This is a genomic window from Oricola indica (genome assembly GCF_965227485.1).
Taxonomy (GTDB): Bacteria; Pseudomonadota; Alphaproteobacteria; order Rhizobiales; family Rhizobiaceae; genus Oricola; species Oricola indica.
Map to the genome: position 1 here is coordinate 2,779,123 of NZ_OZ245747.1, position 25,210 is coordinate 2,804,332.

The following is a 25,210-nucleotide window of genomic DNA, read 5'->3' on the forward strand; positions in this document are numbered from 1 at the left end:
GATGCAAGCTGCCACCCCCGAGCATTTCATGTTGACCATGGACAATGGCGTCGCGTCGGTTTCGTTGAACCGGCCGGAGCGCAAGAATCCACTGACATTCGAATCCTATGCCGAACTGCGTGACTGGTTTCTGGCGCTACGCAGCGACGACACGGTCAAGGCGGTCATCTTCGGGCCGAATGGCGGGAATTTCTGCTCGGGCGGCGATGTGTTCGAGATTATCGGGCCGCTACTCGATCGCGACATGAAAGGTCTTCTCGAGTTCACCCGCATGACCGGCGATCTGGTGCGCGCGATGGTCGAGTGCGGAAAGCCGATTATCTCTGCGGTGGACGGTATCTGTGTCGGCGCCGGGGCGATCATCGCCATGGCCAGCGATCTGCGCCTTGCCACGCCGGAAGCGAAGACGGCGTTCCTGTTCAACCGGGTCGGGCTTGCCGGGTGCGACATGGGTGCCTGCGCCGTGTTGCCGCGTATCGTCGGCCAGGGACGCGCCGCCGAGTTGCTGTACACTGGACGCACCATGAGCGCGGAGGAGGGCGAGCGCTGGGGCTTCTATTCGCGTCTCGTCGAGGCCGGGTCCCTCATGGATGAGGCGAAGGCGCTCGCGGCGCGTATCGCGGACGGACCGAATTTCGCGAACATGATGACCAAGACGATGCTCGCCCAGGAATGGAACATGAGCATCGCCCAGGCCATCGAGGCCGAGGCTCAGGCGCAGGCGATATGCATGCAGACCGCCGATTTCCGACGCGCCTATGAGGCTTTTGCTGCGAAGCGGAAACCGGTTTTCGAGGGCGATTGATGAGCGACCGGAGCTATCTCGATTGGCCGTTTTTTGAGCCGCACCACGGCGACTTGGCTGTGCGCGTGGACGAATGGGCGTCCGAGATGCTCGCGGTGGTGGATGACGAGGACACCGACTGTACCTGCCGCGCGCTCGTCGGCGTGCTCGGCGGAGCCGGCTGGCTCAATCTCACGGCTGTCGCGCCGGACAAGGATGATGCCGTTCTCGATGTGCGCAGCCTTTGCATCATGCGAGAGACATTGGCGCGTCATAGCGGACTGGCCGATTTCGCGTTCGCCATGCAGGGGCTCGGAACCGGTGCGATATCCCTGTTCGGCACGGAGGCCCAGAAGGACGAATGGCTTCCGCGCACGCGCGCTGGCAAGGCAATTGCCGCTTTTGCGCTGACCGAACCGAAATCCGGCTCCGATGTCGCCAATATTGAACTGGCCGCGCGCCGGGACGGCGATCTCTATGTCCTTGATGGTGAGAAGACCTGGATATCCAATGGCGGCATCGCCGATGTCTACACCGTCTTCGCGCGGACCGGCGAAGCTCCCGGCGCAAAAGGGCTGTCGGCTTTCATCGTTCCTGCCGAGACGCCGGGGCTGGAAATCGCCGAGAGACTTGAGACGGTCGCGCCGCATCCCCTGGCGCGGCTCGCCTTCGAGGAATGCAGGGTTCCCGCCTCCGCGATGATCGGCAAGCCGGGCGAAGGTTTCCGGATCGCCATGTCCGTGCTTGACGTGTTCCGCCCGACCGTCGCCGCTGCCGCGCTCGGCTTCGCCCGTCGCGCGTTGGACGAGACGGTTTCGCGCGTACAGGCGCGTCGATTGTTCGATGCGCCCTTGTTCGACCTCCAGATGGTTCAGGGCCATGTCGCCGACATGGCGCTCGATATCGATGCGGCCGCGCTCCTTGTCTATCGGGCGGCTTGGCTGAAGGACAGCGGCGCCGCGCGCATCAGCCGCGAGGCGGCAATGGCCAAGCTTTTTTCCACCGATCGCGCGCAGCAGGTCATCGACAAGGCCGTGCAATTGCATGGCGGCGACGGGGTTCGGCGGGGGCATGTCATGGAGAGCCTGTACAGGGAAATCCGTGCCTTGCGGATCTATGAAGGCGCGTCCGATGTCCAGAAGGTCATCATCGCGCGGCAGACGCTCGCAAACGCGGCGCAGGGAGGTTGAGATGCTTGGACCCAGCGGACATGCCGACAGCTTCACCCGAGACAACCTGCCACCGTCCGATCAGTGGCCGGAGTTCCTGCTGGACGGGTTCGATTATCCGGAATGGATGAATGCCGGCTACGAACTTACGGACGGCATGGTGGCGCGCGGTTTCGGGGATCATACCGCGTTGATCGGGAATGGCCGTCAACGCACCTACAAGGAGCTGACCGACTGGACCAACCGCATCGCCCATGTGCTGGTCGAGGATTATGGTATCCAGCCCGGCAATCGCATCCTGGTGCGTTCGGCCAACAATCCGGCCATGGTCGCCGCGTGGCTTGCCGCCACGAAGGCTGGTGCCGTGGTCGTCAACACGATGCCGATGCTGCGCGCGGGCGAGCTCTCGAAAATCGTCGACAAGGCGGAAATATCGCTGGCGCTGTGCGACACGCGGCTGATGGACGAACTGGTCGCCTGTGCGAAGACCAGCGACTACCTCGACAAGGTGGTCGGATTCGACGGCACGGCCAATCATGACGCGGAACTCGACCGCCTTGCGCTGCGGAAATCCGTTCTCTTCGAGAGCGTGAAGACAGGACGTGACGATGTCGCCCTGCTGGGCTTTACCTCGGGCACGACCGGTGAGCCCAAGGCGACGATGCACTTCCACCGTGATCTTCTGATCATCGCCGACGGATATGCCAGGGAGGTGCTTGGCGTCACGCCGGACGATGTATTCGTCGGTTCCCCGCCGCTTGCCTTCACATTCGGCCTCGGCGGGCTCGCGGTCTTTCCATTGCGTTTCGGGGCTGCTGCGACGCTCCTCGAAAGCGCCACGCCGCCCAACATGGTCGAAATCATCCAGACCTATGGCGCAACCGTGTGCTTCACCGCTCCCACCGCATACCGCGCCATGCTGACGGCGATGGAGGAGGGGGCGGATCTTTCCTCCCTGCGCGCCGCCGTTTCGGCGGGCGAGACGCTGCCGGGTCCGGTTTATGAGCAATGGATGGAGAAGACCGGCAAGCCGATGCTCGACGGCATCGGCGCGACGGAGATGCTGCATATCTTCATCTCGAACCGTTTCGGTGATTCCCGCCCTGCCTGTACGGGAAAGCCGGTCGGTGGATACGAGGCGAAGATCGTTGATGAAGCGATGAACGAAGCGCCGCGCGGCACAGTCGGAAAGCTCGCCGTGAAAGGCCCGACCGGGTGCCGGTATCTCGCCGATACGCGTCAATCCGACTATGTCCGCGACGGCTGGAACCTGACGGGCGACTCGTTCTGGCAGGACGAGGAAGGGTATTTCCACTTCGCCGCGCGCAATGACGACATGATCGTCTCGGCCGGATACAACATTGCCGGCCCCGAGGTCGAGGCCGCCTTGCTTGCCCATCCGGACGTCGTCGAATGCGCGGTTGTCGGTGTGCCGGACGAGGATCGCGGCCAGATTGTCGAAGCACATGTGGTGATCGTCGATGGCGTGGCGCGCGATGCGGCGACGGTGCTGCGGCTTCAGCAACACGTCAAGGATACGATCGCGCCTTATAAATATCCGCGATCGGTGGTGTTCACCGATGCCCTGCCGAAAACCCAGACTGGCAAGATCCAGCGTTTCCGCCTGCGCGCTGACGCCTGACCCTTATACTATCTGATTGGAAAGCGAACATGATCGAGACCGTCAATCCTACCGAGTGGGTTCAGCCGAAGGGCTATGCCAATGGCATGCTCGTGGACGGATCGCGCCTTTATGTCGGTGGGCAGATCGGCTGGAATGGCGACCAGGTCTTCGAAACGCATGATTTCGTCGGGCAGACCGAGCAGGCTCTGGCCAATATCGCGGCGGTCGTGCGCCGGGCGGGCGGTGAGGTCGCCGACATCGTCCGTTTGACCTGGTACGTGACTGACAAGAAGGAATATGTCGCGCGCCAACGCGAAGTCGGCGAGGCGTACCGGCGCGTGATGGGACGGCATTTTCCGGCCATGACGTTGATCGTTGTGGCCGCTCTTCTGGAGGATGAGGCTTTGGTGGAAATCGAGGCAACGGCCGAAATCGGCAAATCCGGAGCGGCGTCATGACCGACTTCGCTGCGACGCGTGATTTCTTCGATCTGCCGGACGGTGTCATCTACCTCGACGGCAATTCGCTCGGGCCCTTGCCCGGAAACGCGGTCTCGCGCGCAAATCGGACGATGACCGATGAATGGGGCGGGATGCTGATCGGCGGCTGGAACAAGGCGCGCTGGATGGAGATGCCCATCCGGCTCGGTGATCGGATCGGCCGGCTGGTTTGTGCGCAACCGGGCAGCGTCGTTATCGGCGATACGCTGTCCATAAAGGTCTACCAGGCGCTCGCCGCAGCGCTCGAACTGCGGCCTGAACGGAAGGTCGTCCTTTCCGACAGCGGGAATTTCCCGACCGATCTCTATATGGCGGATGGCCTCCTGCGCTCTCTCGGCAAGGGACATGAATTGCGGATCGTCGCGCCGGAAGAGGTTTCTGGCGCGATCGACGAGACGATCGCCGCGGTCATGCTGACCCATGTCGATTACGGGACCGGCCGCATGCACGACATGGCCGGCATCACGCGGCTGACGCATGAGGCGGGCGCGATTTCGATCTGGGATCTGGCCCATTCGGCGGGCGCCGTTCCGGTCGATCTTGCCGGTTGCGGCGTCGATATGGCGACCGGTTGCACCTACAAATATCTCAATGGTGGGCCGGGTGCACCGGCGTTTATCTACGTGAAGCCAGACCTGCAAGATGTTGTAATGCCTGCGCTTTCGGGCTGGCTTGGTCATGATGCGCCATTCGCCTTCGATCTCGATTATCGCCCGGCGCCGGGCATCGCGCGGATGCGGGTCGGGACACCGCCCGTGATCCAGATGGCGGTGCTCGATGCGGCGCTCGATGTCTGGGACGAGATTGACATGGAGGATATCCGCGCGCGGTCGATCGAACTCAGCGAGCTTTTCATAAGCCTGGTTGAATCCGGGACGACGCAGGTTTCACTTGCCAGTCCGCGCGATCCGGCGGAGCGCGGATCCCAGGTCTCTTTCCGATTTCGCGAAGGATACGCGGCGATGCAGGCTTTGATCGCGCGCGGCGTGATCGGAGATTTTCGGGCGCCGGACCGGATGCGTTTCGGCTTCTGTCCGCTCTACAACACCGAAGACGAGGTGCGACGCGCCGCGGCGACGTTGTGCGAGATCGTGGAGAGAGGCGAGTGGGACAGACCGGAATTCCTGAAGCGCGAGGCGGTCACATGACGATCGGCGACGATTACGATCCGTCCCGCGAAGGCGCGACGATGCAGTTCGACGGGCGCATGTCCTATGGCGACTACCTTCATCTCGACGCCATTCTCGGCGCGCAGGAGCCGCTGAGCGACGCGCATGACGAGATGCTCTTCATCGTTCAGCACCAAACCTCCGAACTCTGGATGCGGCTGGCGATCCATGAACTCATTGCCGCTAGAAAAGCGATATCCGAGGACCGCTTGCAGCCGGCGATGAAGATGCTGGCGCGCGTTTCCCGGATCTTCGAGCAGTTGAACTCCGCCTGGGACGTTCTGCGCACGATGACGCCTAGCGACTATACGCGCTTTCGCGATGCGCTGGATAAATCCTCGGGCTTCCAGTCGTGGCAGTACCGGTTGATCGAATATGTCCTCGGGAATCGCAATCACGCCATGCTGCGCCCGCATGCGCATCGCGCCGATATCGTGTCGCTTCTCGAGGAAGAACTGACGCGGCCGAGCCTCTATGACGAGGTCCTGCGGCTTGCCGCCCGCAAGGGCGTCGAGATACCGACCGGTGTATTGGACCGAGATGTCTCGCGGACTCACGCGGCCGACGATGGCGTCATGGATGCGTGGCGGGTCGTATACGAAGAGCCGGAGACGCATTGGGAGCTCTATGAGCTCGCCGAGAAGCTGGTGGATTTCGAGGACTATTTCCGACGCTGGCGTTTCAACCACGTGACCACGGTCGAACGGGTGATCGGCTTCAAGCGCGGAACCGGCGGAACCGGAGGGGTGAGCTATCTCAAGCGGATGCTGGAGGTCGAGCTGTTCCCCGAACTCTGGCATGTGCGCACTGTGCTCTGACGCCATTCACGCATGGAACGCGCCCTGCGCTTCGACGCGCATGCGGAATTCGCGCGGCGACATGCCGGTGGCCTGGCTGAAGACCCGGCTGAAATAGGCTGGATCGTTGTATCCGAGCGCATAGGCGATCTTCGAGACGGGCAGGTTGGTGTAGACCAGGTTGCGCCGCGCTTCGCGGATCATGCGCTCTTCGATCAATCTCGTGGCTGGCTGGCCAATCGCGGCGCGCGTCATGCGGCTCAGATGTGTCGGCGTGATCGAGAGCGCCTTTGCATAGTCGGCCACCGACCAGTGCTCTATCAGGTGCTCCTCCAGAAGCGCCTCGAAGCGCCGGAAGATCGTATTGTCCGTCGTTTTCGGTCTGGCGGGTTCGTCGGTGGAAAGTCTGCGGGCGACCTCGCCGAGAAGAACGCCTGACAATGAGCGCAGAATTTGCGCACGGGCAAAGCGTCGCCCGGCATGCTCGTCGAATATCTGCCGCATGATCATGGATGCCGTGGTTCCCGCCGACAGTACCGCTGGACGCGCGAGAACGGGGCGCAGTCCCTCCGATGGATCGAGAATTTCGTCGATGACTTCGGCCGCGAGCGTGACCACCCAGCCTTGTGTGTCCGGAACGAAGGTGAAGGCATGCACCGATCCCATCGGCACATTGATCAGCGTTTGCGGTGCGAGCGCCAATCCGTGACCTTCCATCGTCGCGCGCCCACCACCGCTCTCGATCAACAGGACCTGGTGCAATCTTGCGTGCCGGTGCGGTGTAAGCTCCCAGCCATGCAGCTTGGAGCGCACTTCAATCGTCTCGCAATGAACGACGTCGGGCAGGTCGCCGGCTTCGCCGAACAGGTTGCAGCTCAGGACGGGCAGGGCAGTCGGAACGTTATCCATGTTCGATTTGTACAAGTATTCTGGACTGTCGTCCATTCCGGTCAATGTGTTCGGTGATATTTTCGTCCATGTGGAGGATTTTTTATGAAAACACAGGTTTGTATTATCGGTGGTGGCCCGTCGGGGTTGATGCTCTCGCAGCTTCTTCATCTTCGGGGAATCGATACGGTCGTGCTGGAAAAGCACAGCCGTGAATATGTGCTGAGCCGTATCCGTGCCGGTGTTCTGGAACATGGCTTTGCCGAGTTGATGCGTGAAGCGCAATGTGGCGAGCGCATGGACAACGAAGGCGAAACGCATGAAGGCTTCTACATCTCGCATGATGGCAAGCTGGACCGCGTCGATCTGCACAAATATTCCGGCGGTTCGTCGGTTGTCGTCTACGGCCAGACGGAACTGACGCGCGATCTTTACGATGCGCGCGACAAGATGGACGGGGTCGTCATCCACAATGCGGAGGACGTGAAGCCGCACGACCTGAAGTCCGACACTCCCTATGTCACCTACCGCAAGGGAGACGAGATCGTTCGCATCGACTGCGATTTCGTCATTGGCGCGGATGGCTTCCACGGAGTCAGCCGCAAATCGATCCCGAGCGACGTTTTGACCGAGTATGAGAAGGTCTATCCGTTTGGCTGGCTCGGCGTGCTTTCGCGCACGACGCCGGTCTCCCCGGAACTGATCTATGCCCGGCACGAGCGCGGTTTTGCGCTGTGTTCCCTTCGGTCGCGGGTGCTGAGCCGCTACTATATCCAGGTGCCGCTGTCTGACAGCGTCGAGGATTGGTCGGACGACGATTTCTGGGCCGAGTTGAAGCGGCGGCTGCCCGAGGATGTCGCCGGCCGCATGGAGACCGGACCTTCGATCGAAAAGTCGATCGCGCCGCTGCGATCGTTCGTTGCCGAGCCGATGCGATATGGAAACCTGTTCCTCGCGGGCGATGCGGCGCATATCGTGCCGCCGACCGGCGCACGCGGTCTGAACAGCGCGGCTTCGGATATCTACTATCTCTATCACGCGATGGTGGATCACTATAAGAACGGCGACGATTCCGGGCTCGATGCCTATTCCGCGAAGGCCTTGGCTCGTGTCTGGAAAGCGCAGCGTTTTTCCTGGTGGATGACGACGCTTCTTCACACCTTCCCGGACAGTATTCCCTACGACCAGAAGCTGCAGCAGACGGATCTCGAGTATCTGTTCTCGTCCGAGGCGGCGCTTGGCTCGCTGGCCGAGAACTACGTCGGACTGCCTTTCTAAGTTACTCCGAGACAAACGGAAAAGCCCGGGCAACCAACGACGGTTGTCCGGGCTTTTTTTGTCGCCGGTGCCTCATTTCATCAGGGATGGCAGGTAGAGCACGATCTGCGGCAGCGCGATCACGATCGCGACGACCAGCAGATCGACCAGCAGGAACGGAATCACGCCTTTGAATATCTGCACGACCGTGGCGTATTGGCTCGCCACGTTTCGTATGACGAAGACGTTGAGCCCGACCGGCGGCGTGATCATGCCGATCTCAAGCAGTTTGACGCAGAGGACGCCGAACCAGACCAGGTCGATGCCCTGTGTCTTGAAGATCGGCAGCAGGACCGGAAGCGTCACGAGCATCGCGCCGAACGGCTCCATGAACATGCCGAGCACGAGATAAAGCATGACCACGATGAACATCAGCTCGACATAACCGAGGTCGGCGCCGTTCACCGTGGCCGAGATGAATCCGGTCAGTCCGGTCAGCCCGAGGAAGCGGGTGAACATGGATGCGCCCACGCCGATGATGAACAGCGACGACGAGGTCATCAGTGTTTCGATCATCGAGGTCTTGAAGACGTCCCAGGTCAGCCGGCGGGTTGCCACCGATATGAGGATCGAGCCGATGGCGCCGACCGCGCCTGCTTCGGTCGCCGTGAAGACGCCGGAGAACAGGCCGCCGAAGACGATGACCATGAGCAGCAGCACGGGCCAGATGTTCAGGATCGCGGTCCTGGTGTCGATTCCTTCGGCATCGAGCGGTTTCGGCGGGGCGATGTCCGGCCGCAACCAGCATGTCAGCAGAACGACGATCGAATAGGCGATCGCAGTCAGAATTCCGATCGTGATGCCGCCGAGGAAAACCTGTGTCACCGACGTCTCGGCAAAGACGCCGTAGACGATCATCAGGATCGAAGGCGGGATCAGCGCGCCGATCGTTCCGCCCGCCGCGATCGAGCCGGCAGCGAAGCTCGGCGCATAGCCCGACTTCACCATTTCGGGGATCGCGATCCGCCCCATCGCAGCAGCCGTCGCCAGCGACGAGCCGCAGACAGCCGCAAAGCCGGAACAGGCGAAAATCGACGATATGGCGAGGGCGCCGGGAATGCGGCGCAGAACGGCTTTCGCCGCGTCGAACAGGCCGCCGGTCAGGCCGGTGTGGAAGGCGATGAAGCCCATCAGCAGGAACATCGGCACAGCCGACAACGTCCAGTTGGCCACGAAGGAAAACGGCGTAGACGACAGGATGCCGATCGCCGGCGCCCAGCCAATCAACCAGGCGATGCCGGCGACGGGGACGGCGATGAGCGCCAGCGCGACCGGGACACGCAGCGCCAACAGAACGAAAAGCAGGAAAACACCCGCAAAGCCGGTGGCGACGCTCATTGCTCGACCTCACGTGTCGGTTGGAACATGCGGATCGCCGTTGTCAGGGCGGCGAGGAAGAAGCCGAGCGGCAGAAGGAAATAGGCTGGCCAGGTGGCGACCGGAATGTTCTGGGCCATCACGAAGACGCCCGTATCGAAATTCTTGAGTGCGGTGAGCCAGGTAAACCACGCCAGCGCGCCGTAGATCACTGTGGAAATCAGGGCCACGAGCCGGTCGGACCAGGAAAGCGCACGAGGTCCCAGAAAAGGTTCGATCACCTCGACCTGCACCATGCCGCCACCGCGTTCCACCCAGGCAAGCGGGATGAAGGCGAGGGAGATCATGTAGTAATGGGTTACGATTTCATATGTCGCCGGAATAGGCGTGTTGGTCAGGTTGCGCATCGCGACGTCCGTGACGACATGCAGCATCAGCGCGATGACGGCGAGCGCGCCGATCAGCGCAAGCAGCGCCAAGAGACCGTCCTGCACGCGGGAAAGCAGGCGCATGGGTTTCCTCGAAAGAACCGGTTTCAGTGCAACTGTGCCGCCGGGAGCCTGAGCTCCCGGCGATCTGTCGTGCTTTACTGGCCGTAAGTGGCGTAATCGACCTTGGACCAGACCTCGTCATAGACGCGCTTGGACATGGCGACCGGGTCGTCGTTTTCTTCTTCCGCGATTGCTGTCCACTTCTCGACGAGCGCGAGGAACTGCTGGATCTGATCCGGCGCATCTTCGATGCCGAACTGCTCCTGCGAATAGGTTCCGGCAGTCTCGATGTCATCCTGGATGAACTGCTCGATCTCTTCGACGAACTCGGGATCGGCCTCGATGAACTCGACGCCGGCTTCCCGCGATGCGGCTTCGGCCTCGCCAGGCATCGTGGATCCCCAGCGATTGGTGAAGTCCGCGTTTGCGCGGTTCGCCGCGCGCACCATGGCCGCGCGATCCTCTGTCGAAAGCTCGTCCCAGGTTGCCTTGGAGACGGTGAAGTTCGACGTCGAGAAGTAGAGACCGAGCGGAGCGTAAGTGACGTATTTGGCCACTTCGACGAGGCGGAAGGACAGCATGTCGGCGATGGAGGCCATCGTGCCGTCGATCGTGCCGGAGTTCATCGCCTCGAACTGGTCGAAGACCGACATCTGAACCGGCGTCGCACCGAAATGCTCCGCAAAACGCGCCCATGGCGCGCCGCCGGACCGAAGGCGAAGGCCTTTGAGATCCTCGGCGTTGTGGATGGGCTTGGTGGTCAGGAACTCGTAGACGTCCGAAGCGCCCGAGCCGAGAAAGACGAAGTTCAGGCTCTTCATCTCTTCCTGGCAGGGGGTGCAGTTGACCACGAATTCGGTCAGTGCCGCGCCCATCGCTTGCGAGTTGGTGCCGGTCAGCGATAACTGGCCGGTGACCGACATCATCGGCAGATCGGCCGGGAAGTAGAGCGGCAACAGGTTGCCGACTTCCGCGATCTGCGACTGCAGGGCGTCCTTCATCTGGCCAAGGTTGACCACTTCCGGTCCGAGCATGGTCGCGGTGAGGCGGCCGTCGGATTCCTCCGGAAGGTATTTCGCGAAATTGGTGTACATGACACCGTTCGCCGGATGCGGCGGCGGCGCGGCAGGCGCGATACGCAGTTCGCGTGCGTCCGCCATGCCGGTGCCGCCGAGCGCGATGGCCGAAGCGGCCAGGAATGCTGCGAGCAGTTTCTTCATCGATTCCTCCCTTGATGCGTGGAAACTCAGAGCGCGAGCAATTTCCTCGCGTTCTCTTTCAGAATCAGGGGACGCACCTCATCCCTGATCCCGATCTTTTCGAAATCGCTGAGCCAGCGATCTGGCGTGATAGCAGGCCAGTCCGAACCGAAGAGCATCTTCTTCTTAAGGATCGTATTGGCATAGTGAACGAAAATCGGCGGAAAGTATTTCGGCGACCAGCCGGACATGTCGAAATAGACATTCGGCTTGTGCTGGGCGACGGCGAGCCCTTCCTCTGTCCACGGAAAGGACGGGTGAGCCAGAATGATCGGAGTGTCCGGGAAATCCACCGCGACGTCGTCGATATACATCGGGTTGGAGAATTTCAGCCGCATTCCCATGCCGCCGCGCATGCCGGAACCAACACCTGTCTGGCCGGTGTGGAAAAGCATGATCGCGCCTTCCTCGGCAATGGCCTCGTAGAGCGGATAGGCCCAGCGCTCACTGGGATAGAAGCCCTGCATGGTCGGATGGAATTTGAAGCCGCGCACGCCAAAGTCGCGCACGAGTCGCCGCGCTTCCCGGGCGCCGGCTTTTCCCTTGGCCGGATCGATCGACGCGAAGGGGATCATGATATCCGAATTCTCGGCGGCAATCCCGGCGACTTCCTCGTTCGAATAGCGGCGGAACCCGGTCTCGCGCTCGGCGTCCACGGGAAAGATCACGCAGCCAATATTGCGTTCGCGATAATATGCGGCGGTGTCCTGCACGCTCGGCAGCATGCCATCGCGGCCGGCCGGGTTCTTGAAGTAGGAGGCCATGCCGGACTGGAACTCATCGTAGCCATCGTCACGCGGGCCGCAGCACGGCTCCTCGGCATGTGTGTGGATGTCGAATGCCTTGAGTGCGTCGAAATTCACGCCGTTTCCTCCCCGTCGAAATCGACATATTTGCGTAGAAGCCGTTTGAGCGAGCGTAGTTCGTCCGGCGTCAGGGCTTTGTTCAGTCTCGTCTCGTGCCGGGCGAAGGACAAACGGTGCTCATCGACGAACTGACGGCCCGTCTGCGTCAGGGTCAACTCGACCGACCTGCGGTCGTGATCGGGTATCGTCCGGTCCACGAGTCCGCGATCCTCGAGGGCGCGGATCAGCTTGGTCATGTGTGCCGGTTTGATTCGCAGCTTCTGGGCGACCATGCCCTGCCGGATGCCCGGATTGCGGCCGATCAGGAGGACAGTGGAATATTCCCCGGGCCGCAATCCGTGTGCGCCGAGGTCCTCGAAGAAGGTCTCGTATGTCTTCACCTGTGCAAGGCGGGTGAGGAAGCCGATCGAATCACCAAGATCCCGCATATCGACCTCGTCTTCGCTGATCTGCTGGTTCAAGGCCAAGGGCGCCATGTCACTGGCTTCCCGGAATGTTCAGCCGCTTGGCGCGTTTTTCGAGAAAGGCACGCAACCGCTCCTCGGCTTCCGGACTGGTCGCCGTAAAAGATGCCATCAGCGACTCGACGAACAAGCCGTCCTCCTTGGCCATGTCCTGGATACGGGGCAGGGCGTGAATGACGGCGAAATTGGACAGCTCCGCGTTCCCGGCGGCCGAATGCGCCAGTTCGAGCGCCTTGGCCTTGGCGTCACCGCGCCCGACGCGATACTGGACAAGGTTCCAGCGTTCGGCCTCCTCTGCGCTTGCAACCCGGCCGGTCAGCATCATGTCGGTCATGCGGGCGGCGCCCATCAGGCGCGCGGCGCGAACCGAACCGCCGCCACCGACAAAGATGCCGCGCTGGCCTTCGGGAAGGGCGAAGAATGCGCTTTCGTCAGCGACGCGGATATGGGTCGATGAGGCGAGCTCCAGGCCGCCGCCAACCACCGCGCCGTGCAGTGCCGCGACCCACGGAATGGCGCCGTGCTCGATCATGCCGAAGACCGCGTGCCAGCGGCGTGAGCCGCGCACACCTTCCACCGGAGATTTCTTGACGTGTTCGGCGAGGTCCAGGCCGGCACAGAAATGATCGCCATGGCCGTAAATGACGCCCGCCTTGGCTTCATCTTCGGCCCGCATGACGACATCGGCGATAGCTTCGACGAAGGAGTCGCTGATCGCATTGCGCTTATTGGGCCTGTTCAGGCCGATAAGTGCGACATCGCCGTCGAGCTCGTAGGTGACGAAACCGTCTTGAACCGCCTTTTCCATTAGTCCTCCCGCCACGGCCATTCGGCCTTATTGGTTATATGTGCACTTGAAATTGTTTACTAGGATAATGTTTTGAAATATACGAACATCGACCATTGCGTCAATGGCCGTCCGCGGTCAAGCTGAATTCATGGGCATTTTGGGAGGAACTAATGTCCGCTGCTCCATTGCGAGAAATCGCTGTCTGGTCCCCGGAAATCGTTACCGAGAAGCGCGACGATGGAACCTGGATCGTCAGCCGAAAGGATGAGCTCGGACAATATCCGGATCGGGTAACGGAACGCCTGGTCTATTGGGCGGAGACCGCGCCTGACCGTGTTTGGATGGCCGAGCGCGACGGGGCCGGGGACTGGCGCAAGGTCACCTATGGCGAGGCGCTTAAAAAGGTGCGGGCGATTTCCGCATTCCTTCTCGAAAACAAGCTTTCCGCGGAAAACCCGTTGCTGATCCTGTCTCACAACTCGATCGAGCACGCGCTGATGGCGCTTGGCGCGCAGCATGTGGGCATTCCCTCCGCTGCCGTCTCGACCGCCTACTCTCTCATCTCGGAAGACTGCGCCAAGCTGCGCGACATCGCCGGCCAGCTGACGCCGGGAATGGTCTTCGCGCAGGACGGGTCGGCGTATCATCGCGCCATCGACATGGTGTTCGGGCCGGAAGTCGAGGCGGTCGTCGTCACCGAGCCGATCGGCGGACGCGACTGCTTCCTGTTCGATGATGTTCTGGAGACAATGCCCGGACCGGAAGTGGATCAGGCTCACGCCACGGTCGGGCCGGATACGGTCGCGAAATTTCTCTTCACCTCAGGCACGACCGGTTCGCCCAAGGCGGTCATCACCACCCATCGTATGCTGTGCTCGAACATTGCGATGGTGACCGACTGCTACGCCTTTATGCAAGAAGAGCCGCCGGTGGTCGTCGATTGGGCGCCGTGGAGCCATGTCGCCAGCGGCAACAAGGTCTTCAACTTGATGATCTTCACTGGCGGGACTTTCTATATCGATCACGGCAAGCCCTCGCGCGAAGGCATGAAAATCACGATCCGCAACCTGCGGGAAGTCTCGCCGACATGGTATTTCAATGTACCGGCCGGATACGAATTGCTCGTCAATGCGATGGAAAAGGACGATGTCCTTCGCGAGAGCTTCTTCAAGAAGCTGCGCATGATGATGTATGCCGCTGCCGCGATGGGACAGCACACGTGGGATCGCCTGAACGATCTTGCGGCTCAGACGACCGGCCATCGCGTATTCCTGGGTACCGGACTTGGCGCGACGGAGACGGCGCCCTTTGCACTGATGTGTATGGAAGAGCAGGAAATCGCCGGTAATGTCGGCGTTCCGTCGCAGGGTGTCGTCCTGAAACTGCTTCCGCATGACGACAAGCTCGAAGTTCGCATCAAGGGACCGAATGTGACGCCCGGCTACTGGCGCAACCCGAAACTGACCGCCGAGGCGTTCGACGAAGAGGGCTTCTACCAGCTTGGAGATGCCCTGCGCTTCGCCGTCCCGGGCGATGCATCGAAGGGCTTCTACTTTGATGGTCGAATCACCGAGAATTTCAAACTGCGAACGGGCACGTGGGTTGCCGTTGGCGCCTTGCGCGCCAAGCTGGTGGACCAGTTCGGCGGGCTTGTTCGCGATGTCGTGCTTGTCGGTGAGAACCGTGACGAACTCGGCGCGATTCTGATTCCCTTCATGCCGAAACTTCGGGCCTTGGTGCCAGGTGGCGATGAAATGACCGACACCAGGGTCCTCGCGCACGAGAACGTTCATAAGCGCATGGAGGAACTGCTCGATGCCCATGCGGCAAAGTCCACCGGTTCGGCGACGCGTGTCGTGCGCGCGATATTCCTCGACGATGAATTGTCTTTCGACGCCGGCGAGGTGACCGACAAGGGATCGCTCAACCAGCGCGCGGTTCTGCGCAATCGCGATGACCTGGCCGAGGCGCTTTACAACAATCACGACAGGCGGGTCATGCTGATCCGTAAACTCAGGGAGGCGGTATGAAGCTGGAAGGTGCAGGCGCAATCGTAACGGGTGGGGCGTCCGGTCTGGGACGCGCCGTGGCAGGAATGCTCGCCGAGTCTGGCGCCAAGGTGGTGGTGTTCGACCGCAATGCCGACGCCGCTTCGAAAGCAGCCGCCGAAATTGGCGGTATTGCCGTCGCCGGTGACGTTACGAGCGAGCAAGACGCCGACAGGGCGGTCGATGCCGCCGTGGAGACCGCCGGCAATCTTCGGATTCTCGTCAACTGTGCCGGGATCGGAACCGCCGGGCGTGTCGTCGGGCGCGAAGGGCCGCAACCGCTCGGCGAGTTCGAGAGCGCCATCCGGGTCAACCTGATCGGCACGTTCAACATGCTTCGCGTCGCGGCTGCCCGCATGTCCGTGCAGGAGCCGCTGGACGACAATGAGCGTGGCATCATCGTCAACACCGCCTCTGTGGCAGCATTCGACGGCCAGATCGGGCAGGCGGCCTACTCGGCCTCGAAGGGTGGTATCGTTTCGATGGCGCTGCCGATCGCGCGCGAGCTTGCCCGCTTCGGGGTCCGCGTCAACACGATCGCGCCGGGTATCTTCCTGACACCGCTTCTGCAGGGCATGCCCGAAGAGATCCAGCAGAGCCTCGGCGCATCGATTCCCTATCCTTCGCGCCTCGGAAAGCCGGAGGAATTTGCCAGTCTCGTCCGGTTTGCAATCGAGAACCCTTATCTGAATGGCGAGGTTATCCGTCTCGACGGAGCGATCCGTATGGCCCCGAAATAAGGGCGCCAGAGGTAACAGCGAAATGGGACAGGTGCGGGTGGCGCGTCATCGCCGATTAGCTTAACACGTTCAGGAAAATGCGCCGGCCGGTGCAGGTTCATGGATGGGAGGCATGGGCATTCGTTTCTTCTCCGACCGGGATCGCCCGGTCCATATGGGTCCGTATCCGCTTGAGCGCCTCGCCCGGGCGGACCGGACGCCCGATGCGGCCTCCATCCCCGCGATGGCGCGGCTTTCCTTCGAGAGACCGGACAAGCCGGAAAGCCTCGTCAACGCCATGGGCGAATACCAGGCGATGATGGACGCCATTCGCGACGGTCTGGTCAACAAGGCGCGGGCGGAGATCCCGGCGGATCCCGTCGAGCGGGCCAATCATCTGAAAGGTTTCGGCTATTTCTCCGATGCGTCGATGATCGGCGCTTGCGCGCTGTCGCGCTCCGACCTGCTGGACAAACCGATCCGCAATCCGGCCATCGACCGGCTGAAGCACGACCTGAGAACGCGGCAGACCAAGACGCTCGCCTCCGGCATCGACATGATCATGGCCGATCTGAAGGAATCGATGGAGGCGCCGCCCACGACGATCAACGGGCACAGCCATGCCATCGTATTCCTCTATGAATATCCGCGCGATCCGAAGCCGGACGAGCCGGGCGCGGACTGGATCATGGATGCGCAGGCGGAGCGCGCCTGCCTGAGGGCGTCGGAAACGGCGGTCGTTATCGCCAACTATATCCGTCTGTTAGGTTTCGACGCAAAGGCGCATACGGGCACATCCTCGGATGTCGATCTCAACAGGCTGGCCGTGGCGGCTGGGCTCGCAAGTGTCGAAGACGGAGAACTGGCGAATCCGTACGTTGGCAGCCGCTTCGGCGTCGCTGCCATTACCACGGAAATGGAAATCGCCGCGGACCTGCCACTCGCGCCATTGGCCGAACAGCCCTGGTTTCGCACCAAGGGGCCGGCATGGTGGACGGGCAAGGGCTTCGCCAAGAACGCACTGAACCGCGAGCCATTCGCCGACCGGCGCTTCGTCGACGGTTTGCATCCCTTCGAGAAGCTGAAGCGGGTCGACGAACCGACGACCTATATCGACGAGGACCGCGTGGCGCGGGTGCCGAAACGCACCGACATGTTCGCGCGCGCCCAGTTCGGAGACATGGGCAAGGCCTGCCAGGACGGGGCGAAAGGCGGCCATTATGCGCGCAAGGCCGCGCCCTCGATGGGCCAGCGCCGGGTGCTGGGCGCATTCGTGCTGCTTCAGGATGGCGAGCCAGCGGCGGAGATCGCCGCGTCGACGCAAGATGCACAGCGCAATGCCGAGAATATCAAGGCGGCGACCTATTTCCTCGGCGTCGATGCGGTCGGCCTTTCGCGCTGTCCGGACTGGACCTGGTATTCCCATGACGCGACCGGAGCGGAACTGACGCCGCCGCATGACCAGGCGGTCTCGATGATCATCGATCAGGGTTACGAGACCATGGAGGGCGCGTCGGGCGACGACTGGATCTCTGTGGCGCAGTCCATGCGCGCCTATCTGCGCTTCTCGCTGCTCGGCGGGGTGATCGCCAAGCAGATCCGCAATCTCGGCTATTCGGCCAAGGCGCATACGGTGATGGACGGCGAGGTGCTGCAACCGCCGCTGCTCCTGCTGTCGGGGCTCGGTGAGGTTAGCCGGATCGGCGAGGTGATTCTCAATCCCTATCTTGGGCCGCGGCTGAAGTCAGGCGTCGTCACCACGACCATGCCGGTAGCGCATGACAAGCCGATCGATTTCGGCCTGCAGACTTTTTGCGAAAGCTGCAACAAATGCGCCCGCGAATGCCCGTCCGGCGCGATCACGGCGGGCCCGAAACTGATGTTCAACGGCTACGAGATCTGGAAGTCGGACAGCCAGAAATGCGCGACCTACCGTATCACGACCGAGGGCGGCGCGATGTGCGGGCGTTGCATGAAGACCTGCCCGTGGAACCTCGAAGGCCTGTTCGCCGAAGCGCCGTTCCGCTGGATGGCGTCGAATATTCCGTCAGCCGCGCCTTACTTGGCGAAGCTCGACGATGCGGTGGGCAATGGCGGGCTGAACGACGTCAAGAAATGGTGGTGGGACATCGAGCTGGAGGATGACGGTGCGTACCGGCCGACGAGACATCCCATAAATCGTAGAGACTTGCAGCGCGATCTTGACCTGAAATACGAGGATCAGACGCTCGCCGTCTATCCCGCCGACCTCGCGCCGCATCCCTGGCCCTATCCGTTCCCGATGGATCGGGAAAAGGGCATCGAGGCCTATCAGGCGATGATCACGGCGGAGGAATATCGCGCGCGGTTAGCCAGAGGCGACGAGAGCCATGTCCATCGCTACACCGCCGCCGGGGAGAGCCCGGTGCTGCGGGTTGTCGTGTCCAAGGCCGAAAAGATGAGCGGCGACGTGACGAAATACGAGTTCCGCTCGCTCGACGGCTCAGACTTGCCGGCATGGGAGGCGGGCGCGCATCTCGACATCGTCGTCGCGCCGGAATTCCTGCGGCAATATTCGATGTCGGGCGATCCGGCGGACCGGTCGAAATACCAGATCGGCGTGCTGCGCGAGGACGAGGGGCGCGGCGGCTCGAAACTAATGCACCGGATCTTCTCGGAGGGTCGCAAGATCTTCATCTCGCGACCGATCAACCATTTCCCGCTCGACGAGACGGCAAAGCGCACCTTCCTGATGGGGGGCGGTATCGGTATTACGCCGATGATCGCCATGGCGCATCGCCTGCATGCGATCGGCGCGGATTTTGCCATGCATTACTCGATCAAATCGCGCGAGCTAGCGGGCTATCTGGACGATCTGGCTCACGTGCCCTGGCACGACAAGGTCTATGTCCATGTGACCGCCGAGGGGACACGCGCCAATCTCGATCACCTGCTCGCCGGCTATGAGGATGGTTGGCATGTCTATACATGCGGGCCGGACCGCTACATGCAGGGCGTCGTCGAGGCGGCGGAGCGACAGGGCTTTCCCGATGAGGCGCGGCATCTCGAATATTTCTCGGTGCCGGAACTGCCGGAATGGGAGAACCATCCCTTCACTCTGAAACTGGCGCAGTCAGGCCGCGAGTTTCTCGTGCCGGAAGACAAGACCGCGACGGACGTGCTGGCCGAGAACGGCATCCATATCGACGTGAAATGCTCCGACGGCATTTGCGGCGTCTGCAAATGCGGGCTTGTTTCGGGCGAGGTGGAGCATCGCGACTTCGTCTTGTCGAAGAAACAGCGCGAGACCGCCATCATCCTTTGCCAGTCGCGCGCGGCGGAAGACGGCGGTACAATCGAGATCGATCTTTAAGTAGCAGTTTCAAACCAGAGACGAGACATCATGCATATTGCCTTCATCGGATTCGGCGAGGCGGCACGGGCCTTCACGGCCAGCTTGAAGGAGTGCGGCGTCGAGACCTTTTCCGCCTATGACATCAAGCAGGGCACGCCGGCCGGGGGCGATGTGGAAAAGGCAGCGGCTGACCTTGGCGTGACGCTTGCGGACTGGCCGGTCGCGGCGATTGCCGGCGCGGACTGGATCATCGCGGCGGTAACGGCGGCGTCGAGCCTCGAAGCGGTACAGTCGGTCGAGGGCGGGCTGACCGGAGAGCAGGTCTATCTCGACATTAACTCGGTCTCCGCGAAGCGCAAGCAGGATACGGCGGCGCTGGTGCGGGGCAAGGGGGCGCGCTACGTCGACATGGCGGTGATGGCGCCAGTGCATCCGCGCGGCCACAAAACGCCGGTTCTGATCGCCGGTGACCAGCAGGACGATATTACCAAGGTGCTGACGGATTTTACTTTCGCATGGCGCAGCGTCGGTGCGGAGGAGGGGGCGGCCACTTCCATCAAGATGATCCGCTCGCTTTTCGTGAAGGGGCTGGAGGCGATCACCGTGCAGGCGATCTCTGCAGCGAGAGAGGCGGGCTGTTACGACGAGGTCTACAAGTCGCTGTCGGGCTCCTACGACATGCTCGGCTGGCCGGACTTCGGCGAATACGAGTTCGAGCGGATCATGCGGCATGGGGTGCGGCGCGCGGCCGAGATGCGCGAGTCGGCCAATTCGATGCGCGAACTGGGTTTCGCCAATGGCGGCGCGCTGGCCGATGCGATCGCGGCGCTGCATGACGAGATCGGCGAGCTTGGCTGCGCGGTGCCGGAAGGCGGTGGGCTGGCGGATATCGCCGACACGGTTCTCAAGGCCCGGAAGAAGGGCGCCTGACGGGCGGCGCGCAATGACGCGGGATCGCGGTCTCTACGCAAAACTTATCGGGCGAGCCGTCCTCGAATTGGCCGGAATCGCGGGATCGCGCTAAGAGTTGCAGGCTGTTCGCAGAGCGAGCGGAGGAGCACGCGCGTCCCGACGCGGCGTGGCAGTGAAAACAGCGTCAGATATGATTGGCGGGACATGACCGAACCTTGTTACGACGTCGCCCATCTCGGGCATGTGGAAGTGTTCACGGACAAGTTCGAGGAGAGCCTCGATTTCTTCACCCGCGTCTATGGTTTGAAGGAAAGCGGTCGCGACGATACGTCTGCTTATCTGCGCGCCTGGGACGATTATGAATTCCATTCCATGAAGCTGACCAAGTCGGACACGACGGGTATCGGCCATGTCGCTTACCGCGTCTCGTCGCCGGAAGCGCTGGAACGCCGGGTCGCGGCGATCGACGCAAGCCCCTACAAGACGATCGGATGGGTCGATGGCGATCTCGGCCATGGCGGCAAGGCCTACCGGTTCGAAGATCCGTTCGGCCATGTGTTCGAACTCTATTGGGACACGAAGAAATATGTCGCGCCACCGGAGGATGCATCGGCGCTGAAGAACCTGTCGAGCCGCTTCCATGCGCAGGGCGTCAGCCCGCGCCGCATCGACCATGTGAACCTGCTTGGCGAGGATGCACGGGCTTTCGCAGAGTTCATGAAGACCTGCCTCGGCAACCGGATGACCGAATATATCCAGCTCGATAATGGTCGGCTCGGCGGTGTCTGGTTCTCCTGCAACAACAAGACCTACGACACGGTTTGCTCGGAAGAGCGCGGCGGCGGAACCGGGCGGCTCCATCACGTCACCTATGCGACCGACCAGCGCGAGGATATCCTGCGCGCTGCCGACATCTTCCTTGAGAACGGCGTGCATATCGAGACCGGGCCGCACAAACATGCGATCCAGGGGTCGTTCTTCCTCTATGTCTGGGAGCCGGCGGGCAACCGCATCGAACTGGCCAATGCCGGCGCGCGGCTTATCCTCGATCCCGAATGGGAACCGGTCTGCTGGACAGAGACCGACCGAAAGAAGGGTCAGGCCTGGGGCCTCAAGACCATCGAGACATTCCACACCCACGGAACGCCACCCGTTCCGGGTAAACACTAAGAAACGGGAGCCCAATATGGCAAACAAGACAGCATTGGTGATCAGCGCGCATTCCGCCGACTTCGTCTGGCGCTGCGGCGGCGCGATCGCACTCCACCAGAAACGCGGCTACGACGTCACCGTCGTCTGCCTGTCCTATGGCGAGCGCGGCGAAAGCGCCAAGCTCTGGAAAAAGGAAGGCATGACGCTCGAGACAGTCAAGACCGAGCGCCGCAAGGAAGCCGAGAACGCCGCCAAGGCGCTCGACGTTCACGACATCCAGTTCTTCGATGTCGGCGACTATCCGCTCGATCTCGGCCGCGAAACGCAGGACCGCATGGTCGATGTCATCCGCGCCGTGCAGCCGGCCTTCATGATGAGCCATTCCAAGTGGGATCCGTACAATACGGACCACATGTACACGACCGATTTCGCACTGACCTGCCGCATGATCGCGCAGGCCTGGGGCCACAATCCGGGCCAGAAGGTGCTTGGCGCGCCGCAGCTCTATCTGTTCGAGCCACACCAGACCGAGCAGATGGAATGGAAGCCCGACGTCTTTCTCGACATCACCGAGGTCTGGGACAAGAAATGGGCCGCGATCCAGTGCATGCAGGGTCAGGAACACCTGTGGCATTTCTACGAAAATGTCGCCGAGAACCGCGCCAACCATTTCAAGCGCAATTCCGGCGGTCAGGCCGGCGGACGCGACTGTAAATACGCCGAAGGCTTCCAGTCGATCTTCCCGCGCACCGTGGACGAACTCTGATGGCGGGCTCGACAGTTGGAGAGGGCGTCGTCGTCCAGAATATCGAGCGTGCCGACCAGGCTGTCATCGACGGTCTTGGCGAATGTGGCGTGGCGACGGTCCACGAGGCGCAAGGCCGCAAGGGCCTGCTCGCCGCCTATATGCGGCCGATCTATTCCGGCGCGCGCCTTGCGGCCTCGGCGGTGACGATCTCCGCGCCGCCTTGCGACAACTGGATGATCCATGTCGCCATCGAGCAGATCAAGGCGGGCGACATCCTCGTCCTCGCGCCGACATCGCCGTCGGACGCCGGCTATTTCGGCGATCTCCTGGCGACTTCGGCGAAGGTGCGCGGCTGCAAGGGCCTGATCATCGATGCCGGCGTGCGTGACACGCGCGACCTGACCGAGATGGAATTCCCGGTCTGGTCGAAGGCGGTTTTCGCGCAGGGCACGATCAAGGAGACGCTGGGCTCGGTCAACGTGCCGGTGGTCTGCGCGGGCGAACTGGTCAATCCGGGTGACGTGATCGTCGCTGACGATGACGGCGTCTGCGTGGTCCGCCGTGAGGAAGCCGCCGACGTCTTGAAGAAGGCGCAGGCGCGCGAGGCGAACGAAGCCGAGAAGCGCGCACTTTTCGAGGCGGGCGAACTCGGCCTCGACATCTACAAGATGCGCGAGCGCCTCAAGGAAAAAGGCCTGAAATATGTCTGACGGAACGCGCTGCATGTGGATGCGGGGAGGAACCTCGAAGGGAGGCTACTTCCTTGCCGAGGATCTGCCCGCCGACACGGCGGCGCGAGACGCCTTTCTGCTGCGGGTGATGGGTTCGCCCGATCCGCGGCAGATCGACGGCATGGGCGGGGCCGACCCGCTGACATCGAAAGTCGCGGTCGTGAACAAATCCGAGCGGGAAGAGGCCGATGTCGACTATCTGTTCCTGCAGGTCTTCGTCGATCAGGCGATCGTTTCGGATTCGCAGAATTGCGGCAACATCCTCGCCGGTGTCGGCCCCTTCGCCATAGAGCGCGGTCTGGTCGAGGCCGAGGACGGCACGACGGATGTTCGCATCTTCATGGTCAACACCGAGCAACTGGCCATCGCCACGGTTTCGACGCCGGGTGGCGCGGTGAGTTACGAAGGTGACGCCAGCATTGACGGCGTGCCCGGCACGTCCGCGCCGCAGCCGATCATCTTCGAGGACACGGCCGGCTCGACCTGCGGCGCGCTGCTGCCGACGGGCAATGAAAGTGACATGGTCGAGGGCGTCGAGGTGACGATGATCGACAATGGCATGCCCTGCGTCGTCATGTCGGCGGAAGACATGGGCATTACCGGCGACGAGACGCCCGAAGAGCTGGAAGGCAACGAGTCGTTGCGCGAGAAGCTGGAGGCGATCCGGCTTGCCTGCGGGCCGATGATGAATCTCGGCGACGTCAAGGAAAAGTCGGTTCCGAAGATGACGATGGTTAGCCCCGCGAAGAATGGCGGCTGCGTTTCGACACGCACCTTCATTCCGCATCGCTGCCACAAGGCAATCGGCGTTCTCGGCGCGGTCAGCGTCGGCACGGCCTGCATGCTGAAATCGGGGCCGGCCGCGAAGATCGCGACTATTCCCGACGGCAACCCGAAGACGCTCTCGGTGGAACACCCGACCGGCGAGTTCTCGGTTGTCGCGACGCTGGACGACAAGGGCGAACTGGTTTCGGCGGGCGTGTTGCGCACGGCACGCAAATTGATGGACGGGGTCGTCTTTTAGCCGAGGCGGCCGGCTTCATCCGACACATATTTGCCTCTTGTCCCGACCGTCGAACCGGATAGTCTCCGGTTCGACAGATACGAGGTCGTGTGATGTGGTTTTCCCGTTTTCTCGCCGAGCTGCTCGAAACGCTCAATCCGGCGCTGGCCGCAATTATCGTCCTGGCGTGCGGCTATGGCGGATATCGATGGGCCGATGGAGTTGGTGAGAACCTGACCTTCGGCGTCGGCCTCGGTATCGTTGTCGGCCTCGTTGTCGCGGCGCTGGTCTGCGGGCTGATCGCCAACCTTTCGCTGATCGAGCAGCATCTGGCGTTGATCGCCGACGATATCGAGGAGATGCGGGCGCGGGATGCCGGGGAACTGGACGAAGAGAAATGAAAAAAGGCGACCCAAGGGCCGCCTTTTTCGAACTTCGATGAAAGTCCCGATCAGGTGAGCGGAACGATCTGGATTTCGACGCGGCGGTTCTGCGCGCGGCCGGTTTCCGAAGAGTTGTCCGCCACCGGCCGGCTTTCGCCGTAACCCGTTGCGATCATGCGCTGCTGGCTGACACCGCGTGTGGCCAGGTAATTGGCGACCGAATTCGCACGACGCTGCGACAGCGCCTGGTTGTAGTCGTCAGATCCGGTGGAATCGGTGTGACCGAACACGTTGATCAGCGTCTGGTTGTATTTCTTGAGGACAAGCGCGACCGAATCGAGCGTCGCGTAGAAAGCCGGAACCACCTGATCCTGGTCAGTCGCGAACGTGATGTTCGACGGCATGTTGAGGATGATGTTGTTGCCGACGCGCGTCACGGAGACGCCCGTGGAGGCGAGCTGTGCGCGAAGTTCGGCTTCCTGGCGGTCCATGAAGTTGCCGACCGCACCGCCCGCGAGCGCGCCGATACCGGCGCCGATCAGCGCGTTGCGGCGGTCGTCGCCGCCTGCAGCCAGGCCCGCGAGTGCGCCGACGCCGGCACCGATCGCGGCTCCGCCGGCCGTGTTGGAAACTTTCTGCTGACCCGTGAACGGATCAATTGTCGTACAGGCCGTGGTGAAAGCGAGGATCCCCGCCAGTGCCGCCATCGCCGCCTTGTTCATGATGAATACCTTTCCATCGGAAA

24 protein-coding genes are annotated in these 25,210 nt (G+C 62.0%); 16 read left to right on the forward strand and 8 right to left on the reverse strand.

The features are described 5' to 3' along the window. Position 1: 1 nt before the first annotated feature. Genes ACQK2M_RS13900 through kynA form a run of 6 tightly spaced genes read left to right on the forward strand, consistent with a single transcriptional unit; the run spans position 2 to position 6,064 of the window. Positions 2–805 (forward strand): enoyl-CoA hydratase family protein, encoded by an 804-nt coding sequence (locus ACQK2M_RS13900; RefSeq protein WP_425418309.1) that lies wholly within the window; start codon positions 2–4, stop codon positions 803–805. Further along, a complete protein-coding gene (locus ACQK2M_RS13905; protein WP_425418310.1) occupies positions 805–1,974 on the forward strand; it encodes an acyl-CoA dehydrogenase family protein in 1,170 nt (389 codons plus the stop codon). The genes ACQK2M_RS13900 and ACQK2M_RS13905 overlap by 1 nt, the downstream gene beginning before the upstream one ends. Position 1,975: 1 nt before the next feature. Further along, on the forward strand, positions 1,976–3,595 hold the full coding sequence (locus ACQK2M_RS13910) for an AMP-binding protein (RefSeq protein WP_425418311.1): 1,620 nt from the start codon (positions 1,976–1,978) through the stop codon (positions 3,593–3,595). A 29-nt stretch (positions 3,596–3,624) separates the two neighbouring features. Next, positions 3,625–4,035, forward strand: a complete 411-nt coding sequence (locus tag ACQK2M_RS13915) for a RidA family protein (RefSeq protein ID WP_425418312.1) — start codon at positions 3,625–3,627, stop codon at positions 4,033–4,035. Continuing rightward, on the forward strand, positions 4,032–5,225 hold the full coding sequence (gene kynU, locus ACQK2M_RS13920) for a kynureninase (protein ID WP_425418313.1): 1,194 nt from the start codon (positions 4,032–4,034) through the stop codon (positions 5,223–5,225). Before ACQK2M_RS13915 ends, kynU begins: the two co-directional genes overlap by 4 nt. After that, a complete protein-coding gene (gene kynA, locus ACQK2M_RS13925; RefSeq protein WP_425418314.1) occupies positions 5,222–6,064 on the forward strand; it encodes a tryptophan 2,3-dioxygenase in 843 nt (280 codons plus the stop codon). The genes kynU and kynA overlap by 4 nt, the downstream gene beginning before the upstream one ends. A 6-nt stretch (positions 6,065–6,070) precedes the next feature. On the opposite strand, the gene ACQK2M_RS13930 is transcribed toward kynA, so the two are convergent. Further along, entirely contained in the window at positions 6,071–6,952 is an 882-nt protein-coding gene (locus ACQK2M_RS13930) for a helix-turn-helix domain-containing protein (protein ID WP_425418315.1), read from the reverse strand. A gap of 84 nt (positions 6,953–7,036) precedes the next feature. Between ACQK2M_RS13930 and pobA the strand changes: the two genes are divergently transcribed. After that, positions 7,037–8,209, forward strand: coding sequence for a 4-hydroxybenzoate 3-monooxygenase (gene pobA, locus ACQK2M_RS13935; protein WP_425418316.1), 1,173 nt, complete (start codon positions 7,037–7,039; stop codon positions 8,207–8,209). Positions 8,210–8,281: 72 nt separating this feature from the next. Here the strand turns inward: pobA and ACQK2M_RS13940 are convergent, their stop codons facing one another. The 6 genes from ACQK2M_RS13940 to ACQK2M_RS13965 form a co-directional block, all read right to left on the reverse strand. Further along, positions 8,282–9,586: a TRAP transporter large permease gene (locus ACQK2M_RS13940; RefSeq protein WP_425418317.1), complete on the reverse strand. Its 1,305-nt coding sequence runs from the start codon at positions 9,584–9,586 to the stop codon at positions 8,282–8,284. After that, positions 9,583–10,077 (reverse strand): TRAP transporter small permease, encoded by a 495-nt coding sequence (locus tag ACQK2M_RS13945; RefSeq protein WP_223477911.1) that lies wholly within the window; start codon positions 10,075–10,077, stop codon positions 9,583–9,585. Before ACQK2M_RS13945 ends, ACQK2M_RS13940 begins: the two co-directional genes overlap by 4 nt. A gap of 74 nt (positions 10,078–10,151) precedes the next feature. Next, positions 10,152–11,276: a C4-dicarboxylate TRAP transporter substrate-binding protein gene (locus ACQK2M_RS13950; RefSeq protein WP_425418318.1), complete on the reverse strand. Its 1,125-nt coding sequence runs from the start codon at positions 11,274–11,276 to the stop codon at positions 10,152–10,154. 26 nt (positions 11,277–11,302) lie between these two features. Continuing rightward, positions 11,303–12,178 (reverse strand): amidohydrolase family protein, encoded by an 876-nt coding sequence (locus ACQK2M_RS13955; protein WP_425418319.1) that lies wholly within the window; start codon positions 12,176–12,178, stop codon positions 11,303–11,305. Beyond that, on the reverse strand, positions 12,175–12,657 hold the full coding sequence (locus ACQK2M_RS13960; protein WP_425418320.1) for a MarR family winged helix-turn-helix transcriptional regulator: 483 nt from the start codon (positions 12,655–12,657) through the stop codon (positions 12,175–12,177). Before ACQK2M_RS13960 ends, ACQK2M_RS13955 begins: the two co-directional genes overlap by 4 nt. A gap of 1 nt (position 12,658) precedes the next feature. Beyond that, on the reverse strand, positions 12,659–13,453 hold the full coding sequence (locus ACQK2M_RS13965; protein ID WP_223477907.1) for a crotonase/enoyl-CoA hydratase family protein: 795 nt from the start codon (positions 13,451–13,453) through the stop codon (positions 12,659–12,661). A 152-nt stretch (positions 13,454–13,605) separates the two neighbouring features. Here ACQK2M_RS13965 and ACQK2M_RS13970 point away from each other — a divergent pair, with 152 nt between their 5' ends. The 9 genes from ACQK2M_RS13970 (at position 13,606) to ACQK2M_RS14010 (ending at position 24,483) form a co-directional block, all read left to right on the forward strand. After that, positions 13,606–15,465: a feruloyl-CoA synthase gene (locus ACQK2M_RS13970; protein WP_425418321.1), complete on the forward strand. Its 1,860-nt coding sequence runs from the start codon at positions 13,606–13,608 to the stop codon at positions 15,463–15,465. Next, a complete protein-coding gene (locus ACQK2M_RS13975) occupies positions 15,462–16,223 on the forward strand; it encodes an SDR family NAD(P)-dependent oxidoreductase (protein WP_425418322.1) in 762 nt (253 codons plus the stop codon). The genes ACQK2M_RS13970 and ACQK2M_RS13975 overlap by 4 nt, the downstream gene beginning before the upstream one ends. Before the next feature lie 112 nt (positions 16,224–16,335). After that, entirely contained in the window at positions 16,336–19,554 is a 3,219-nt protein-coding gene (locus ACQK2M_RS13980; RefSeq protein ID WP_425418323.1) for a 2Fe-2S iron-sulfur cluster-binding protein, read from the forward strand. A 30-nt stretch (positions 19,555–19,584) separates the two neighbouring features. Continuing rightward, positions 19,585–20,466, forward strand: coding sequence for a DUF1932 domain-containing protein (locus ACQK2M_RS13985; protein ID WP_425418324.1), 882 nt, complete (start codon positions 19,585–19,587; stop codon positions 20,464–20,466). 186 nt (positions 20,467–20,652) lie between these two features. Beyond that, a complete protein-coding gene (locus tag ACQK2M_RS13990; RefSeq protein ID WP_425418325.1) occupies positions 20,653–21,618 on the forward strand; it encodes a VOC family protein in 966 nt (321 codons plus the stop codon). 16 nt (positions 21,619–21,634) lie between these two features. Further along, entirely contained in the window at positions 21,635–22,366 is a 732-nt protein-coding gene (locus ACQK2M_RS13995; RefSeq protein ID WP_223477901.1) for a PIG-L deacetylase family protein, read from the forward strand. Further along, positions 22,366–23,058, forward strand: a complete 693-nt coding sequence (locus tag ACQK2M_RS14000; RefSeq protein ID WP_425418326.1) for a 4-carboxy-4-hydroxy-2-oxoadipate aldolase/oxaloacetate decarboxylase — start codon at positions 22,366–22,368, stop codon at positions 23,056–23,058. The genes ACQK2M_RS13995 and ACQK2M_RS14000 overlap by 1 nt, the downstream gene beginning before the upstream one ends. Continuing rightward, on the forward strand, positions 23,051–24,103 hold the full coding sequence (locus ACQK2M_RS14005) for a 4-oxalomesaconate tautomerase (protein ID WP_425418327.1): 1,053 nt from the start codon (positions 23,051–23,053) through the stop codon (positions 24,101–24,103). The genes ACQK2M_RS14000 and ACQK2M_RS14005 overlap by 8 nt, the downstream gene beginning before the upstream one ends. Positions 24,104–24,195: 92 nt before the next feature. Next, positions 24,196–24,483, forward strand: coding sequence for a hypothetical protein (locus ACQK2M_RS14010; RefSeq protein WP_425418328.1), 288 nt, complete (start codon positions 24,196–24,198; stop codon positions 24,481–24,483). Positions 24,484–24,533: 50 nt separating this feature from the next. Here ACQK2M_RS14010 and ACQK2M_RS14015 read toward each other — a convergent pair whose 3' ends face one another. Continuing rightward, the gene (locus ACQK2M_RS14015; RefSeq protein ID WP_425418329.1) at positions 24,534–25,187 is read right to left on the reverse strand and encodes an OmpA family protein; all 654 of its coding nucleotides are present in this window, start codon (positions 25,185–25,187) and stop codon (positions 24,534–24,536) included. Positions 25,188–25,210 lie beyond the last annotated feature (23 nt).